The 16,669-nt window shown below is 49.5% G+C and carries 17 protein-coding genes and 2 pseudogenes; 11 read left to right on the forward strand and 8 right to left on the reverse strand.

The window, feature by feature from the left end:
- Positions 1-35: 35 nt before the first annotated feature.
- Positions 36-503, reverse strand: coding sequence for a GNAT family N-acetyltransferase (locus CHH28_RS07005; RefSeq protein ID WP_094059630.1), 468 nt, complete (start codon positions 501-503; stop codon positions 36-38).
- A gap of 196 nt (positions 504-699) precedes the next feature.
- On the opposite strand from CHH28_RS07005, the gene CHH28_RS07010 reads away from it, so the two are divergent.
- Together CHH28_RS07010 and CHH28_RS07015 are read left to right on the forward strand one after the other, a co-directional pair.
- Positions 700-1,671: a GNAT family N-acetyltransferase gene (locus tag CHH28_RS07010; RefSeq protein ID WP_094059631.1), complete on the forward strand. Its 972-nt coding sequence runs from the start codon at positions 700-702 to the stop codon at positions 1,669-1,671.
- An 85-nt stretch (positions 1,672-1,756) separates the two neighbouring features.
- The gene (locus CHH28_RS07015; RefSeq protein WP_094059632.1) at positions 1,757-2,554 is read left to right on the forward strand and encodes a class I SAM-dependent methyltransferase; all 798 of its coding nucleotides are present in this window, start codon (positions 1,757-1,759) and stop codon (positions 2,552-2,554) included.
- A gap of 80 nt (positions 2,555-2,634) precedes the next feature.
- Here the strand turns inward: CHH28_RS07015 and CHH28_RS07020 are convergent, their stop codons facing one another.
- The 3 genes from CHH28_RS07020 to CHH28_RS07030 are packed head-to-tail and all read right to left on the reverse strand — an operon-like array spanning position 2,635 to position 4,789.
- Positions 2,635-3,069: a YqaA family protein gene (locus CHH28_RS07020; protein WP_094059633.1), complete on the reverse strand. Its 435-nt coding sequence runs from the start codon at positions 3,067-3,069 to the stop codon at positions 2,635-2,637.
- Positions 3,066-3,761 (reverse strand): gamma-glutamyl-gamma-aminobutyrate hydrolase family protein, encoded by a 696-nt coding sequence (locus CHH28_RS07025; protein WP_094059634.1) that lies wholly within the window; start codon positions 3,759-3,761, stop codon positions 3,066-3,068. Before CHH28_RS07025 ends, CHH28_RS07020 begins: the two co-directional genes overlap by 4 nt.
- Positions 3,762-3,772: 11 nt before the next feature.
- Complete coding sequence (locus tag CHH28_RS07030; RefSeq protein ID WP_094059635.1) at positions 3,773-4,789, reverse strand: amidoligase family protein; 1,017 nt, start codon at positions 4,787-4,789, stop codon at positions 3,773-3,775.
- Positions 4,790-5,339: 550 nt separating this feature from the next.
- On the opposite strand from CHH28_RS07030, the gene CHH28_RS07035 reads away from it, so the two are divergent.
- Both CHH28_RS07035 and CHH28_RS07040 read left to right on the forward strand, forming a co-directional pair.
- A complete protein-coding gene (locus CHH28_RS07035; protein ID WP_094059636.1) occupies positions 5,340-5,771 on the forward strand; it encodes a hypothetical protein in 432 nt (143 codons plus the stop codon).
- 80 nt (positions 5,772-5,851) lie between these two features.
- Positions 5,852-6,847, forward strand: a complete 996-nt coding sequence (locus tag CHH28_RS07040) for an ankyrin repeat domain-containing protein (RefSeq protein WP_094059637.1) — start codon at positions 5,852-5,854, stop codon at positions 6,845-6,847.
- A gap of 44 nt (positions 6,848-6,891) precedes the next feature.
- Here the strand turns inward: CHH28_RS07040 and CHH28_RS07045 are convergent.
- The 4 genes and pseudogenes from CHH28_RS07045 to CHH28_RS07060 form a co-directional block, all read right to left on the reverse strand.
- Positions 6,892-7,320 (reverse strand): annotated as a pseudogene (locus tag CHH28_RS07045) (IS5 family transposase); the annotation flags it as partial.
- Positions 7,287-7,670 (reverse strand): transposase, encoded by a 384-nt coding sequence (locus tag CHH28_RS20560; RefSeq protein ID WP_094058567.1) that lies wholly within the window; start codon positions 7,668-7,670, stop codon positions 7,287-7,289. The gene CHH28_RS20560 and the pseudogene CHH28_RS07045, both read right to left, overlap by 34 nt.
- 124 nt (positions 7,671-7,794) lie before the next feature.
- Positions 7,795-8,610, reverse strand: a complete 816-nt coding sequence (locus CHH28_RS07055) for a lipase family protein (RefSeq protein WP_094059638.1) — start codon at positions 8,608-8,610, stop codon at positions 7,795-7,797.
- Between the two features lie 524 nt (positions 8,611-9,134).
- On the reverse strand, positions 9,135-9,536 hold the full coding sequence (locus CHH28_RS07060) for a winged helix-turn-helix transcriptional regulator (RefSeq protein WP_094059639.1): 402 nt from the start codon (positions 9,534-9,536) through the stop codon (positions 9,135-9,137).
- Between the two features lie 174 nt (positions 9,537-9,710).
- Between CHH28_RS07060 and CHH28_RS07065 the strand changes: the two genes are divergently transcribed.
- The 7 genes and pseudogenes from CHH28_RS07065 (at position 9,711) to CHH28_RS20160 (ending at position 16,554) form a co-directional block, all read left to right on the forward strand.
- A complete protein-coding gene (locus CHH28_RS07065; protein WP_094059640.1) occupies positions 9,711-10,190 on the forward strand; it encodes a nuclear transport factor 2 family protein in 480 nt (159 codons plus the stop codon).
- A gap of 150 nt (positions 10,191-10,340) precedes the next feature.
- A complete protein-coding gene (locus CHH28_RS07070; protein ID WP_157729808.1) occupies positions 10,341-11,051 on the forward strand; it encodes a hypothetical protein in 711 nt (236 codons plus the stop codon).
- 234 nt (positions 11,052-11,285) lie between these two features.
- A complete protein-coding gene (gene fba / locus CHH28_RS07075; protein ID WP_094059642.1) occupies positions 11,286-12,350 on the forward strand; it encodes a class II fructose-bisphosphate aldolase in 1,065 nt (354 codons plus the stop codon).
- Positions 12,351-13,185: 835 nt separating this feature from the next.
- Positions 13,186-14,221: pseudogene (locus tag CHH28_RS07080) on the forward strand (IS110 family transposase).
- Between the two features lie 217 nt (positions 14,222-14,438).
- The gene (locus CHH28_RS07085) at positions 14,439-14,750 is read left to right on the forward strand and encodes a hypothetical protein (RefSeq protein ID WP_094059643.1); all 312 of its coding nucleotides are present in this window, start codon (positions 14,439-14,441) and stop codon (positions 14,748-14,750) included.
- Between the two features lie 90 nt (positions 14,751-14,840).
- On the forward strand, positions 14,841-15,857 hold the full coding sequence (locus tag CHH28_RS07090; protein WP_094059644.1) for a hypothetical protein: 1,017 nt from the start codon (positions 14,841-14,843) through the stop codon (positions 15,855-15,857).
- A 481-nt stretch (positions 15,858-16,338) separates the two neighbouring features.
- A complete protein-coding gene (locus tag CHH28_RS20160; RefSeq protein ID WP_233243784.1) occupies positions 16,339-16,554 on the forward strand; it encodes a hypothetical protein in 216 nt (71 codons plus the stop codon).
- Positions 16,555-16,669: the final 115 nt, after the last annotated feature.

Genomic DNA, 16,669 nt, shown 5'->3' on the forward strand with positions numbered 1-16,669 from the left:
GAACTGTCAGCAACTGAGTCATAGCAAAGCAGTTACTACCGCTTTGCCCGGATGTCATAACGCATAAAAACACTGTGTGGGTCTTCTTTATAGTCAGCAAAGGGACCACATTCATAAAATCCGTACTTTTTATAGAGTCGCCGTGCGGGCCGAAAAAACGCCATGCTGCCAGTTTCCAGCCAGAGTGTTTGATAGCCGCGTTGATTCGCTTCGTGTAGCAGTGTTTGCAATAAAGCGCCTGCCACTCCTCGGCCACGCGCTGCTTCTCTAGTGCGCATGGACTTGATCTCACCTGCGGTACTGCTCAGTTGTTTCAGTGCAATACAGCCAATGGCTTGGCCAAGTTCGCGTGCCGACCAAAAGGTTAGGTCTGCGGCTTTCAGCGCCTGCAATGGCAAAGCATGCACACTCTCAGCCGGCGATTGAGCATGCATGTCCTGTAAATGCTCCTGCAGTAGTTTTACGATGCCATCGTCGTTGAGTTTATCCACTGTGATGTTCATAGGTTGGCTCTTGAGCAAATTGGCAGCAGTGTATCAGAGTGATGACTGGCGGGAGTTGATACAGAAATTCTCACCGTGCCAATGTTGGCAAAGCCCAATTGGGTCGTGCAGAGCACGGGTAAAGGTTGGGTGATGCCATACAAGAGCGCTCCCGTAGCGTATAGACTCGCGCGTCATCACCACCCGGATTTTAACCATGAATATTCGCCCAGCATCTCGTCACGACATTGCAGCCATGCACCGCATCCGTATGGCGGTGACACAAAATAAGCTAACCAGCAGCGTGATAACTGAGGATGATTACATCCAAGAAATAGAGTATCCGGGTCGCGGCTGGGTTGTGGAAGATCGTGGCAATATTTTGGGCTTTGGTATTGCTAATCAACATCGCGCGTCGATTTGGGCGTTGTTTGTTGATCCGCTGCACGAGGGCAAGGGTTATGGCAAGGCGTTGCTAAAAACGATGGTTGATTGGCTATTTTCCCAAGGAGAGCGCTTGATTCAACTGTGTACCGAGCCTGACACGCGTGCAGAGCAGCTGTATTTGGCCAATGGTTGGCACTCTGTAGGGCTACAGGCCAACGGTAATGTATTGCTGCAACGACGCCGTCCGGGGCATGGCCAGACAGATAGGCCCGGCAACGTACCTGTGTTGGTCACCGAACGATTAACGCTACGCCCTTGGCGACAGTCGGATGCCGAGGCGCTGGCGGCGTTAAATGCCGATGAAGAATTTGTGCGCTATTTGGGCGGACAAACCTTATCGGCGGAAGACAGTTGGCGTGTGCTGGCGGTATTAGCCGGTCATTGGGCACTAAAAGGTTATGGTTTTTGGGCGGTAGAAATAACGCATACCGGTGAGTTTATTGGGCGAGTTGGCTTATGGCAGCCGCACGGCTGGCCTGGGTTGGAAATTGGTTGGGGCATTGCCCCCAGCCATTGGGGTCAGGGTTACGCCACCGAAGCTGCTCGTGCATCGCTGGCCTGGGGTTTTCAGAATTTGGATACAGAATCCATTATCAGTGTGATTCATCCTGAAAACCAAGCATCAAAGAATGTCGCTCTGCGCTTAGGTGAGAGCTTTAGCCACCGTCAAATAGTGAAGAATATCGAGTGCGATATTTATCGCATTACCCGTGAAGAGTTTACTGCAAAAGACAGGCAGTGATTGTTGCAGAAATTTTCTGATATAGTCGATGGCTTACCAAATATTTCGGCAAACATCGATTTATATAAATAGGAAGTAACCCACAGTGGAAGAACTCATTGCCCAATACACAGGTGCTGACGAAGACTCGCGCCTGACACGTCAGTACATCGCTCAAATTGAATACGATACCACCATGCATGTACTGAAGCCGTATTGGAAAGCGGGTAAAAAACTGTGTGAGTTAGGCGCTGCGACAGGCCGCTATGCGCTGGCGTTTGCCGAGCAGGGCTGTGATGTGACTGCGGTGGAGTTGGCGCCCGAGCAAGTGGAGCTGATGCGCCAACAGGCAAAAGAGCGTCAGTTGACGCTGACCATGTATGAAGGCGATGCGTGTGATGTTAGCTTCATTGGCGATGCCTCCCAGGACGTTTGCTTAATGCTTGGCCCTATGTACCACTTAACCACAGTGGAGCAGCGTAACCAGGCCATTGCTGAGGCCAAGCGCATACTGAAGCCAGGTGGTATTTTAGCCGTGGCGTATATTTCGCGCTTTTTTGTGGCTGGCTTATTTGCCAAACACTGGCCGAGATTGATGACGCCTGCTGTGCTAAATGAGCTGCTACAGCAGGGCACGGTATCGGCGACCGAAGCCGACAGTTTCTTCCGAGTCGGCTACTTTTCGACTCCAGCGGAAGCGGAAGGTTGGGTAACGCAGGTAGGCTTTAGGCTTGAAAATCACGTCGCAACCGACGGCTACGTACGTTATTTGGCTGAAAGTGTGAATCACTTTAGCCCAGAGCAGTATCAGGCTTGGTTGCAGCAGCACTTGCAGCATTGCCATGAGTCGAGCTTATTGGGCTCCAGCAATCATGGTTTGGTAATTGCCAGAAAAAGTGCATAGACCGTAATGATGGTTCACTGTGAAAGCGTTTTTTGCAGTGAACTGCTTTGCCTTGAATCTGCGGTGACGGTGCTCATGATTTATAGCGACCCGGTTAGGGTCGCCTGAGCCAGCAGCATGACCACGTAGTAGCGTACCCCCTTGCCGATTAACACTAGAATAAAAAATAGCCAAAAATTTACCCGCATAATGCCAGCCACTAAGGTTAGGGCATCACCACCAACCGGCATCCAAGAAAACAGCAAGCTCCATACACCGTAGAGCTTAAAGTAATATTGGCTTTTCTCCAGTTGCTGTTTCGATACAGGAAACCAACGCCGATCTTGAAAATGCAATAAGTAGCGCCCCAACCACCAGTTCACCCCCGCTCCTAAGGTGTTGCCGAGTGTTGCGCTCAGCCATAAAAGCCCGTGATGATGGCCCCCCATCATCATGGACACCAACACCGCTTCTGAATAGAAGGGCAGTACTGTCGCTGCTAGAAATGCACTGGCAAACAGCAGTAAATAGCTCATAGTCGATACAGTAGGCTGTCAGTCTGTTTCACAACGTCGCAAAAGGCGGTAAATAGTCGTCGATGTAAGGACGATAGCAGCAGGTATTCGGGGTGCCACTGCACGCCGACCTGAAATAAAGCAGAGGTGTTTTCAAACGCCTGGATAAAACCATCGGCATCCCAGCCAACTGCGGTTAGCGGCTCGGCTATTTTGTCGATGGCCTGATTATGCAAACTGTTTATTTTGATGGTATGGCGACCATAAACATCGACAAGGCGTGCACTTTCGTCAAAATCGACCCATTTGATCGGCAGAATGCTATTGCGGTTAGGAGTCACCTTGCGTAGTGGGCGAATATCCTGGTACAAGCTACCTCCTTGCACAATATTCAATAATTGCGAGCCACGGCAAATGCCTAAAATAGGGATGTTTGCTTGCAAAGCCCGGCGTGCGACGTCCATTTCTAGGCGATCACGTTCAGGGTCATAGTCGGCTCCGGCATCGCCGGTCATGCCGTAGTGCTCTGGTTCGATATCATTGCCGCCGCAAAGGATGACACCACGAATATTGCCACTGATGTTGGGGTTAGCAGCCGTGACGTAGCGGGCCTTGAGGCCGTGGAGGCGTACCAGTAACGAGGTTGCCCACCACGCTGTTTTTAAGCGTTTGACGGGGCCTGTGATAGCAACAACCGGCGTTTCTGCTGGCATATGGTTTCAGCCTATTGTTGAGAGTCCAGGTCGACCAGCCAATGCTGGCATTGTTCGGCCCAGTCGTTGTCCATAAAGCGCGTTAAGCGCTGCAGCTCTAAGCGAAAAATGCGGCACAGTTTGTCGAGCTGTTGCGCATCACTCGCCAGCCACTCGACTTGTAGCCATTCACGCCATATGTTATCGATGCTCCAATTGGGATTGTCGATATCGCAATTAGGTAAGCGGTAGTGCAGGGTTGGCCGGGCTGTGACACGTTTGTCGGTAATCGTTCGGCGCACTCGTTCTGCATCCAAGTGCATAAATAATGGCAGCATATCAAGGCTGCGGTTGCGCGTAGGATTGGCGAGTAAATAATCGTCTATCAATTGTTCCAACGTGGGCCGATAGCTAAGGTGAATGACCTTTTCGATGTACGCTTGAGGAAAATGGTTGATGTAGGGCGTCACCCGTCGTACTAAGTCAATATCTTCCTTCCAGACGATCCAATCATAAAGGCAAAAATAGGCGCGCATATACGCCAAAATGGTTTCGGCATCCAGCGCCGGTAGCTCCATATTCAGATGTACACCAAAAGCGAAACGCAGCGATTCCCGTGTTCCTTTGGCGCCGCGCTGGCGCAATTTACGGGTCATTTCATCTAAGCGGTGCAAGTCCTCAAGTGTAATGGGGGAGGTAACAATTTCCCAAGGAACAAATTGCTCAGCTGCCAACGAGAGCAGCTCCATCGACATATCTTCTAGCAGGGTATCTGGGTTATCTGCACGACCGCTCTCATAAGATTGAGCAAGTTGTTTCAGCTGCTGTGCATCCAGCTCCAGTAGAAATGTGCCCAGCTGGCTATTGACGAGTTCATACTCAAACTGATTATGCTTGATGACGTCTCCGCCATAGCAGTCTTGCAGTACCGCTAAAATTGTCTCGACCGGCAACCCAGCGAATTCCACTTCCACACCTATACGGCGCGGCTGTTGATCGGCCGTGAGCGTTACGGGTGGGAGGAGAGTGTTTTGCCTTGAGCGCGCCATTGTCAATCACCGGGTAATCAATGCATAGGTCACAGCATTGCATATTCAGGCACACGACTGAAAGGCCCAGTACGGCGGCTATGACTCTGGCCGTAGAAGCTTCCCGTGGCAGGCAGAGCTTGATTTTCGACTCGGGCTGTTAACACTAGTTTGCTCTTTGCTGCTTGAAGTCAGTTTTTCTTGAGTAAGGCATGTAGAGCGGATTTAACGGATTTAATAAGCAACGAATAACGCGGTTTAGTGAAAAACGGGCTCCTGCCCTTCGGGGGATGGCTGAACAGCCCTCAATCTGTGTTGCTCATCCTTCATTTAACGCGTTAAGCATCCATCTGCGCGCCTTGATCGAGTGGGGGCAGCTCATAACAACGTGATCGAAATAGTGTTAACAGGCCTTAGCCATTACGGTAGAATTCGTGACCTTTCTATGCACATGTGCTGGTTCTATGTGCTGCTAGGATGCGATCTTCCTATCGAAAGCCAACTCGCAGCCGAATGATGATCCAGCTCAGCGGCTTTTACTTTATTTCCTCTCGACCTAAGGATGTGGTCTTTGAAGTTAACCATAGCATTGTTACTGATTTTTCCTGCAACCACCACGGCCGAAATCCTGCTGCAAGGCACGGGCAACGTCGCTGGCGCAGAAGTGGAGATGCATCTCAATACAACAGAATCCGAGGGCATTACTGGTCATTACTTTTATACCCGCACCAGTGAGCCTATTGCTCTGGTAGGACAGCTCAATGACGGTGAGCTCACTCTGAAAACAGTCGGTAATGAACATATCAAAGAAACCTTCGTCGGTAGCGTTCAATTTTCTAGTGGAGAGATTAGCTGGCTACAAGGACGCTGGTATGGCGAGCACCTGATGCATGGATCACAAGCAACAGGGTATCCGTTTCATATTAATGGTCGTACTGGTCCGCTGGATGATAAGGTCATTACTTGCGATGAGATGCAACGCCTCCACAGCAGGTTTTTGTGAGGCTGGACTTAGGTTCTGGGCGCCATTCCCCAATAGAAGTCGACTATGAATGCGCGCGAAGTATTTCTCAGCTTTCTTTTATGCAGCCACTATTAAAAGTCGCGAATACGGTACGTAACGGTGAAGCGCAGCTGCCTTGGTATTGCAGTGGATCGTTAGCATCAGCACAGCGGCGCTACTTTCTTTTTGACTTAGCGCACTTAGGCTATTTTCCCCAAGGGTTTGCCGATTACCCAGCGGATGAGAGCAAAGACAAGTATTTTAACCAGTGGAGTTATCAAAGTCCCTATACGCGCTCGCTATATTCTGAGTTTCAATCTCAGCAAGCATCGGCTGAAAAGCAGTTGGCTGCTTGGTATCAGCAGCAATACAACATGGCTGAGTCAGACGCTGGCGAGTACGTGAACAAAGCAATGCGAGAGATCTCACGCTGGGCGTTCGGCGGAGTCCCATATTTTGTGCAAGAAGACCTGGTAGATGGTACCGAGGACGCCATTCATGGTCGCTCTGACGATTTCCTGGACGCGTTTGCTGCCGCTTCTGCAGCTCAACAACTGAACAGCTTACGGCGTTTGGTGGTACATCAGGCAGATATCAAGCTGTTGCAGAGTGCATTACGGTTAATCAAAAGCGTCCACTACTCCAAACGTGCAGAAAGTATTTTATCTAACGCTGTCGCTGCACCCGCTGTGTTGCAGTTGCTACTGAATGCGGGTTTTGACCCTAATCAACAAAATGACTTTGGTAAGACGGCGTTGTACTACGCGATAGAAGCCAACCAGCCGGAGAGCGTCACACAGCTGTTGGATACTGGCGCTAAGATCAATCATGGCTACCAATTAGCCAATCAGAACGACAATCGATCCCATTGTTTTGCAATTGAGCAGTGGCAACGAACGCCATTGATGCATGCCGCCCAGCACGCCGATGTGGCAATGATTAAGCTGCTGATAGCAAGAGGGGCAGATGTAACGTTAACGGATGCATTAGGCAACCGTGCCTATGACTACGCTGTGAATGCTGGGCAAGAAAACAATGCTACCTACCTAGCGTCGCTGATGGCCTCGACGAAATAACCTGTATTGGGTCATAAAACCATATCAGGTCACTAGAAGCTGTTTCACAACTTCTTTAGCACGATCATCATGCAGGCGGCGTGAAAGAAGGCTCGATACATTGAGAGCTTTCTTTCCCATCGAACCACTAATCGCCGATAATTTCCAAGCCAAGCAAAAGTGCGCTCTACTTTCCAGCGACGGTCGTACCTTCTCAGCTTTCTACCATCTTGCAGCGGCGCTTTTCTCCTGTTTCGACGATGTGGACAAATGAGATCAACGCCCCGTTTCTTTAACGCCATTCGCAGAGGATCAGAGTCTGCCGCTTTATCGTAAATCAAACGCTTCACCTTGCTCTTGCCATAGGAAACATTTAACAAAGCCTCAATCAGATTGACCTCCGCCGGTGACGCTGAGCCAAGTGTCAGCCCGATTGGAATGCCTTCGCCATCGACGACTATCATCCGCTTCGACCCCTTACCACGCTTGGTTTTTCCAACACCGAGGCCCCTTTTTTTGCGGGTGCAAAACTACCATCAGAAAACGATTCTTCCCAATTTAACCGCGACTGTTGATCCAGAACGCGAAGAAGCTTACGCCAGGCTTTGACCCATGCACCTTGCTCTTCCCAGTACTGAAGGCGGCGCCAGCAGGTACTCGGTGAAGGATAGCGCTCGGGTAGATCACGCCAGCGCGCACCTGAACGTAAGACCCATAAAATGCCCTCGAAACAGGCTCGATTGCTGATAGGTTTGGGACCCCCTTTGCCACGAGGCAGGCTGGGTAAACAAGGCTCAATGTGTGCCCACTGTTGGTCGGTCAGTTCTGAGGTTGAACGTTTCATGGTGGAGGAGTTGAAGCTGATAGTTTTGATTATTATATCGGACTGAAGGTTATGAAACAGCTTCTAACCATCGCCATGATAAAAAGCGACAGTGCTGTATAGCAGCACTGTCGCCGAGGTAAGGTTAATCCAAAAAGTCTTTGTTGGTCAGCTTGTACACAAACGTGTGATAAAAATGATTCACCACGCGCAGCGGGTTCGCTTTACCGCCAGTGCCGATCATATTATCCAGCCACACGGTTTTACCGCCGTGCTGCAGAGTGTTGTAAAATGGCGCTTCATTATTCATTTTGCCGTCAAAGTCTGACAGTGGATCAAACTGCACATTCACATGGGTAATGTACTGACTGTTATCGGCGATCATTTGCTGGCTGATGCCCAAATCTTCATAGGTATCTGGTGTGATGCCTGCTGCTTCAAAGCATACCGTCGGCGTTGCGGTGGCCAAACCAGCCACTTGTGCCAAACCACCGCCTAAACTGTGGCCCGTGAACTGCAGTTTATCGCCGTATTGCGCTTTTAATTCGTGCGCGATGGCAACGGCCTGCTCATATTGCGAGATATCGACTCGGATGTAGTCGTTCAGAATCTGGGCAATGTCGGTCATCCAGTCGGCGACACTAAATACCTGAGTGCCGCGGAACGCCATCACGTAGTCGCCGGTATCGGTGTTGTAATACAGCTTGGCATCGAATCCATCCCAGGTTTCGGTATAGCTGCGTACAACAACATACTCTTCGGTATTGCCCTCAAAATCGATGTCGGTAAATAGGTACGGCGCAATCACATCAATGGCTTTGTCCCATAAGTCGTCGTATACCCGACTGCTGAGGTTTGCCATGTCTAACGCGTTATCGTACTCGGCACCGGCCAGTTGTGCGTGTGAGGTTTGAGATAATAAAGCACCAGAAACCAGCGCTGCGAGCAGTGTCTTTTTCATAACTTCCTTCCTGTGTTTTTTATTCCTAAGGCGATTGGCCTATCTGACGCTGACTTGTGTCAGATGGGCAAAGCTAAATTGCCTTGATGACAAATTAGTTAAAGGGAAGGTGTGATTCCTTGCGTCAGATCACATTTGTTGGTGCTTTTAACGGATTAAAAAATCCACGTTTGTTAGTGATTGACGGCAATGCTTGGTGAGAGATGAAAGTGGCACATGCCGCTCTTTTTTCGGGCTGTATTTACTGATAAAAATAAATTGGAACTATGGTTTTATTTTTAGCGAAATGATTCGCTCACGCATTGCTGTGGCTAGAGCGTCTCAATTCTGTACCTGCTCTGGCGATCTGCATAAGGCGCTGTTGGCAGCCTCCATAACCTTGTTGGTGATGTTAAAAGGACTGACCTTTTCCTGTTTTCGACTTGTGCTGAAAGCCTGCTGCATTCGCGCAGAGCCAGTACCGAATTCTTTCGCTGCTGAGTCTAGTTGCCCGAATCGAGTTACCCGAATTTAGTTACCCGAGTTTAAGTGCCCGAACTCTGTTGCCTAAGCTCGTCAATGAGCGCTGTACGATCGTGTCGAATTCGTTGCAGCAATGTTTTTGGTGCATTGGTATTTGGATCATGCACGCCACTCCAGGCAATCATTTCCAGCAAAATCGGCAGCATATCTTTACCGGCCTTAGTGAGGGCATACACACGCTTGCGTTTGTCGTTTGGGTCGGTGCGTTTTTGAATCAGCCCGTCTTTTTCCAGCTGTGTTAAACGTGCGGACAAGATGTTACTGGCGATGCGTTCGTCTGAATTCTGCAGCTCGGAGTAGCTGTGCTTAGCAAAAAACATCAGATCTCTGAGTATGAGCAGACTCCATTTGTCGCCGACATGATCGAGCACATTGGAGATGGGGCAATCTGAGCGTCTGGGCATGCGGTCCTCTGGTGCAGCTGCGTCGATGAGGTCAATTCCCTGCCAACACGGTTGGCGGGCCGGATTCGATCATTATCGTAGATTACTTGCGTTTTGCAATCCATTGGTTTAGCTTGCAATCTGAAAGCTAAATAATTTGAACCAGGAGGCGATCGCACTCGCCGAGGAGACCCCATGACAGCCCCACGCATTCAACGACAGCCACTGATGCGCCCGCACTGGAGCGATACCGAGCGCGCCAACGCCGAGGCGGTGCTCGATTTTGTGCAATTGATCATGAACGACCACCGCTTTGATGAAGTGCTGGCCCGCTTTGGCGAGCAACCGTATCGACAGCACAATCGCACCATTGCGGATGGCATTGGTGGGGTGGTGGCCACGCTGCGAGCTTTGGTCAAAACCGCGCCGGAGTTTAGTTACGAGGTTAAACGCGTGCTGGTCGATGGCGATCAGGTCATCCTGCATTCGCACGCCACGCTAAAGGCCAAGCATCGTGGCGACGACAGCCAAGGGCTGAACATTGTCGATATCTGGATGGTGGAGGATGGCCGTTTGGTCGAACATTGGGACGCCGTGCAAGGGTTGAGCATGTCGATGCGCTTGTATGGCCTGCTCACCGGTGGCCAGGTGCGCAATGCCAATGGTGTTTTTTGACCCTCATTGATGCTCAAGTGGGTGCTGTTTGACCCGTTCATGGTCTGCATAAGCACCGCCTGCGCTCTAAGTTGTGGCCTGGCGGCGACTGTGCGCTTGGCCCGATCCTTGCCATTACCTTGTCCACACCGTGAGGGCAGGAGGAATAAGATGGCGCACTTTGGAAGAAAAGCGATGCAGTACACCGGCAGTTTGCTGCTGGGTGGCCTGTTGGAAAATGTCGGCCGCAAATACAGCGAGCACAACCCACAGCAAAAGCGCGAGTATCATTCGCAGCAAGGCCAGCACTACGGCACTCAATTGGATCGCAGCATGCAAAAGCCGTTTGATCAGCACTACTGGCAGTCCTTTGATGCGCGCCAGTGGCAGATGCCCAAGTTGGACATGGACATGTGGAAAACCGGCCAATACGCCTGGAAGACCACCACCGCGCAAAAGCGTGAAGACATGGGCGAGGCGCTGAAGCAAAGCGCCAAAAATGCCGTGCAAGAGTTTATGAATGACCCGCTCAAACAGGCGAAACAAACCGTCGCCAAGGTGCAAAAAGCTAAGGGTCAATACGATGCTTTTCAACACGATGGCGATACCTTGCAGCAGCACAGTAAGGATCTCACCGCCCAAAAGAGCATGGAAATGGCGCGCAGCTTGGGTCGCAACTCCATGTTGAAAGCCCCTGGTTACCTGATGCCGGGCATTCTAGGCGTGGCGTATCGCAGCTTCTTTACCGCCAAAATGGTGGGTAACTTTGGCGCCCAATACAACGAGCTGCGAGAAACCCACAACAAGATGCCTGGCACCATGAAGCAACAGCGCGATCAGCGTCTGGCTTCTTTGAACAACAACAGCGGCGATAAACAGTAGGTTTGGGCTTGGGCGCCCCCTGGTGAGGGCGCCTACCAACTCAATACAGGTGAGTGGCGCTGCGCTACTCGCTTGTTGTCTGATGCCGCTACTGCCCAGCGTTGGCTGTGGTAAGCGAGTGCCGGATGCAGCCCATCAGCCTGTGCGCTGAGCCGTGTGCTGTGCGTGTTTCGCTAAGGCGGAGAAATCGCTAGAATAGCGCCCATTCTATCTACCCAAATTAAGGTGAACTTCATGGCTTTGATCAGCATGCGTCAGATGCTGGACCACGCCGCCGAGCATGGTTACGGCGTACCAGCGTTTAACGTTAACAACCTGGAGCAGATGCGTGCCATCATGGAAGCGGCCGACAAAACCGACTCGCCAGTGATCGTGCAGGCCTCTGCCGGTGCGCGCAAATACGCCGGTGCGCCCTTCCTGCGCCACTTGATTCTGGCCGCAATTGAAGAGTTCCCGCACATTCCTGTGTGCATGCACCAAGACCACGGCACTTCACCAGCGGTGTGTCAGCGTTCTATCCAGCTGGGCTTTAGCTCAGTGATGATGGACGGCTCATTGGGCGAAGACGGCAAAACGCCAACCAGCTACGAATACAATGTTGACGTGACCAAGCGCACCGTCGACATGGCCCACGCTTGTGGTGTGTCGGTAGAAGGTGAGCTGGGCTGTTTGGGCTCGCTGGAAACCGGACAAGCCGGTGAAGAAGACGGCATTGGCGCCGAAGGCACCTTAAGCCACGACCAGATGCTGACCGATCCAGAAGAAGCAGCGGACTTCGTTAAGCAAACCAACGTCGATGCTCTGGCGATTGCTTGCGGTACCTCGCACGGTGCGTACAAGTTCACTCGTCCACCGACGGGCGACATTCTGGCCATCGACCGCATCAAAGAGATCCACAAGCGCATTCCTAATACCCACCTGGTGATGCACGGTTCTTCGTCTGTGCCGCAAGAGTGGCTGGCGGTGATTAACGAGTTTGGCGGTGAAATTCCGGAAACCTACGGTGTGCCGGTTGAGCAAATCGTGGAAGGCATTAAATACGGCGTGCGCAAGGTCAACATCGATACCGACCTGCGCTTGGCCTCAACCGGTGCCGTGCGTCGCTTCCTGGCGGAAAACAAATCCGAATTTGATCCACGCAAATATCTGATTGCTTCAATGAAAGCCATGACGGATATCTGTATCGCACGTTACGAAGCCTTTGGTACGGCAGGCAATGCCTCTAAGATCAAAGCACAATCGCTGGATACCATGTACGAGCGTTACCTGACCGGTGAGCTGGACGCGAAAATCAACTGATTCAGCGTTTAAGTTAAGTGGTTAAAGAAACCCGCAGCATGAAAGTGCAGCGGGTTTTTTATTGCGTGAAATGGTGGGGGGATTAGGGGCTGGTTTAGTTTTTTAGTACGCTGAGCGGAGTCGCACTCGACAAGCGCAGCTTACAAATAATAAGTGAGCATTGGATCGGGCTCGCGCACGATGCGTTTCTTTTCATTTTAAGCCCTTTGCCCTCCTTGAGGGACCTTATCCCTCACGCCGGGCGGGCGAACTCCCTGCTCTGCGCTGCGCAGGCCATGATCCCTTCGTTGCCAATGCTGTGGTCGCCGCAACGCCAACAGCCTGCATCCCGGCAGGATGTTGACTGGCGCTGCCGTCCTGGCAGCGCCTGCGGGCACAGCCATTAACAACTCAGGTGGCCTGCTAAGGCGCGGACAGCTTGGGCGCGAGAATGAGTTCAAGGCTTAGAGAGGAGGTGGCGCTAGGGTAAGAAGCGGCTCTGCACCGACTGAGGTAGGCATATGGATATCCAACCGGTATTTCACGCAATGACACAGAAGCCTGGCACGCTTTCCCGGTTGGCTTGCCTGTATTTCCACGGGGTGGTAGCTTAAACGCCAGAGAAATCAGTGTATTAGATCTTGAGTGCCAGAGCTTTGAGGCGTGGATATTAGGCGAGCACGCTTTTCCAGGAAAGAATGTGAAAGAAAGGAGGACATCCAATGTTAAATCAATGGCTTGGAAGAGATGCCTCGAATGGTTCTAGCTAGAAAAACAGGCACGCACACTATTAAGCTAATGAAATGGACACCCCTTCCCTAAACTGTAAAAAACGGGTATTCGATGGGAGGTTGATATGGAACAGCTGGCAATCATCGGAATTGATCTCGCGAAGTCAGTTATTCAGATTCACGGTAGCGACCAAAATGAAAAATGCTTGGTCAGGAAGAAAGTTAGACGTAACCAGCTACTGCCATTCATGGGAAAAATCCCCCGATGCCTAGTAGGAATGGAAGCGTGTGGCGGCTCCCATTATTGGGCAAGGGAAATAAGAGAGCTTGGCCATAAAGTGAAGTTAATTCCGCCCCAGTTCGTGAAGCCTTATGTTAAAACCAATAAAACAGATCAGGCCGACGCGGAAGCCATCTGCGAAGCTGTTGCCAGGCCAACGATGAGGTTTGTTCCAATAAAGAGCCCCGAGCAACAAGCACTTCTGCTGCTGCATCGAGAGCGAGAAGGACTTATAAAGGAACGAACCGCCGTTATTAATAGAATTCGATCAGCCTTTTCTGAATTTGGCATCGCAATACCAGCTGGGCCTACAAAGTTAAAAGCATGGTTGTCGCATTCTTATGGTGATTTCGAGCAAAAATTTCCTGATGTGCTTAAGCGCCTGGTTATGAGGATGCTGGATCGACATGAATCATGTTGAAACCGAGCTTGCTTTTGTTGACGAAGAAATCAATGCTCAGAATAAATTGGATGATCGCTGTAAACGCTTGATAGAAATTCCTGGGGTGGGGCGTTTGGCAGCGTCTGCCATTGTAGCCAGTGTGGGGAATGCTAGAGAGTTCAAATCCGGCAGAGAGTTTTCTGCCTGGCTCGGCTTGGTCCCAAGGCAGCACTCAAGCGGTGGTAAGCAGAATCTACAAGGCATGAGCAAAAGAGGCGACGCCTACATCCGAAAAATGCTGATTCATGGGGCCAGAGCTGTAATTCGACATATGAACAGGAATAATGCTCCGGTAGAATGGCTAGACAGCTTGATGAAACGTCGGCACCGTAATGTTGTGATCGTTGCATTGGCAAACAAACTGGCGAGAACTGCTTGGGCTGTGCTCAGCAGAGAACAGAAATGCATCAGATTTGAAGGTACCACGGTAGTTGCGTGAGTAAGAAATGATGTCAAAAAGGTAGAACCACAATCTGGGCACTCTGTACCTAACTACGTTCTTCGAGAACGATAAGCTGATAAGAGCCAGATTGGCGGAGTTCATCCAGGATGTGACCGAAGGGTCAGACAGAATCCGAATAGATGGCTGCACTACACCAAAGACTGATTTTTTTGCTTGCACAATGAGGGGTGTCCATAGATGTTAAGTGCTACGTATGATCAAAGTTAAGCTCGTAGAACACAAAGGTAAAAAGAGTTTAGGGCTCCATGAAAATGATTGGAGTACCTTTTCAAAGTGCTGCGACGTCATTGAAAAGGTGTTCGATGGCTCAATTGAAAATAAAGAAAGGCTTCCTACGCCAGCTGCTTTGGCCGATATTTATATTACATACCACCTAGAAAGTGGCGCTATTGATATAAACTTGGATGAAGCGTGGGGTATAGATATATTTTGTTCATCCGATGATTTGTTAACTCGGATTCAAGAGGGGATGGATTCATCGCATGATTTCACAGTCTGCACTTAACAAGTCAATCAACTTCGCGCCTACGGCGCCGGACGAAGCAAAGCTGCGCCGGTTATTGAATCGTTAGCTCACTAGGGAATATCTGAACCAATGGATTTATTTAAACAAGCTGTCGAGGAAGAGAAGCTTCACAGAAACTTTATTTCAATACTCCGAAAGTCAAAAGAAGCTGACCGTCAAGAGTTACTAAGGTGGTGCGATGGTTTTCCAGACCGAGATAATAAGTTTGTAATCGAATTTCAAACCACTTTTAATTCGAGCTTTTGGGAAATATATCTTTATGCACTTTTTAAGGAAGTTGGTATTCCAATGAATTGGGAGTATTCTTCTCCAGATTTCATGGTCGAATACAATGGGAAAGAAGTTGTAATAGAAGCAACTATAGCTGCTGCTGCATTGGGTAAAACCCCTGAATGGGAAAAGGATTTAAAAGAAGAACCACCTACAAGGTTCCGAGAAATGAATATGGAATCCATCATCCGTCTCTCAAACTCCATCATTTCAAAATATCGAAAGTATAAAGATAAATATTCTAAACTTGAGCATGTCAAAGGAAATCCTTTTGTCATAGCTGTGGCGCCGTTCGAGCAACCCCATTTTAATGTACAATGTGAAACGCCAATAATGGCTCTGTTATATGATTTTTATGTTGATGAGGATGCTTATAATGATAACCCCCACTTGTATCCAAATGGCCCACCTGATGTTAAGTTAGGCTTTGTAGAAAAAGATAATGGTTCTGAGGTTGAGTTAGGGTTATTTGAAGATGACAGTCTTTCTGAAGTCAGTGCAATTGTTCTGAGTACTACTGCTACTTGGGGGAAAGTTGAGAGTATGACAACTAGTAGTGATTCAAGATTTGTAAGTACTGTATGGTGGTCAGAAGAAAAGCAAGGTCCTATCTGTAAAATTTCAGCCTCAGAAAGTATTAGAGATGGTTTATTTGTCTTTCACAATCCTTATGCAAAAAGACCTTTAGACCCTAAGATGTTTGATCATTCTGGGATTACTCAAGTATTTGTGGATCCTGCAACAAAAAAAATAAGCAAGAAAAGAAATGGTCTATTTTTAATGCACCGACAATCGCTGAATATAGAGGCAAAGTGAACTAGAAAATCATTAAATAAGGAAAAATAGTTGGTTTTTGCTCGTGTCTCGCAAATTTTAACCGGCTATTTTATTGCCTCTTGGTGGGGTGTTAAGTGCCAAACATAGGTCGTTATGTTATTTAATATTTGGTGTTTAGATAATCAAGAAGATTTGTTCTTGGATGATCTCTATAAGGTAGAGGAATACCCCAAATTTTCTCGTTTACTCATTGGCAGTAAAGCTAGAGAAATCCCTCTTATTCTTGAGTTCTACAAAGAAATGGAAAGGCCTTTTTGCGTATTGCATGTTTTGCTTGTGTTAAAACAATTAAGACACCCATCTCAACTCCCACCCTAACCTAACACCCCGATGGAAATCACTTCCACAGCAGCTAGGCTGGGCATCTGCACCGCAAAGTGGGAGCAAAATCATACCCAAGCCCAGAAAACAACAGGTCTCATTAGAAACCACGCCCGATTACCACTGCGTATCACGCTGCGTGCAATGCGCGTTTTTGTGCGGTACGGATCATAACACTGGCCAGTGCTACGAGCATCGCCGTGGCTGGCTGGAAGATAAGTTATTGTTTTTGCCAGAAGTGTTTGCCGTTGACGTGGCGGCCTACGCCATCATGAGCAACCACTATCATGCAGTTCTATTTATCGATGTTGAGAGGGCCAATAGCTGGAACGATACGGAAGTGATAGAGCGATAGCACACGCTTTTTCGTGGCAATATGCTGTCTCAGCGTTTCATAAACGGTGACGAGCTGGGAGTCGCCGAACAAAACCGTCTGCGAACTTATGTGGACGAATGGCGCTCACGACTGT

The organism is Bacterioplanes sanyensis, assembly GCF_002237535.1.
Taxonomy (GTDB): Bacteria; Pseudomonadota; Gammaproteobacteria; order Pseudomonadales; family Oceanobacteraceae; genus Bacterioplanes; species Bacterioplanes sanyensis_A.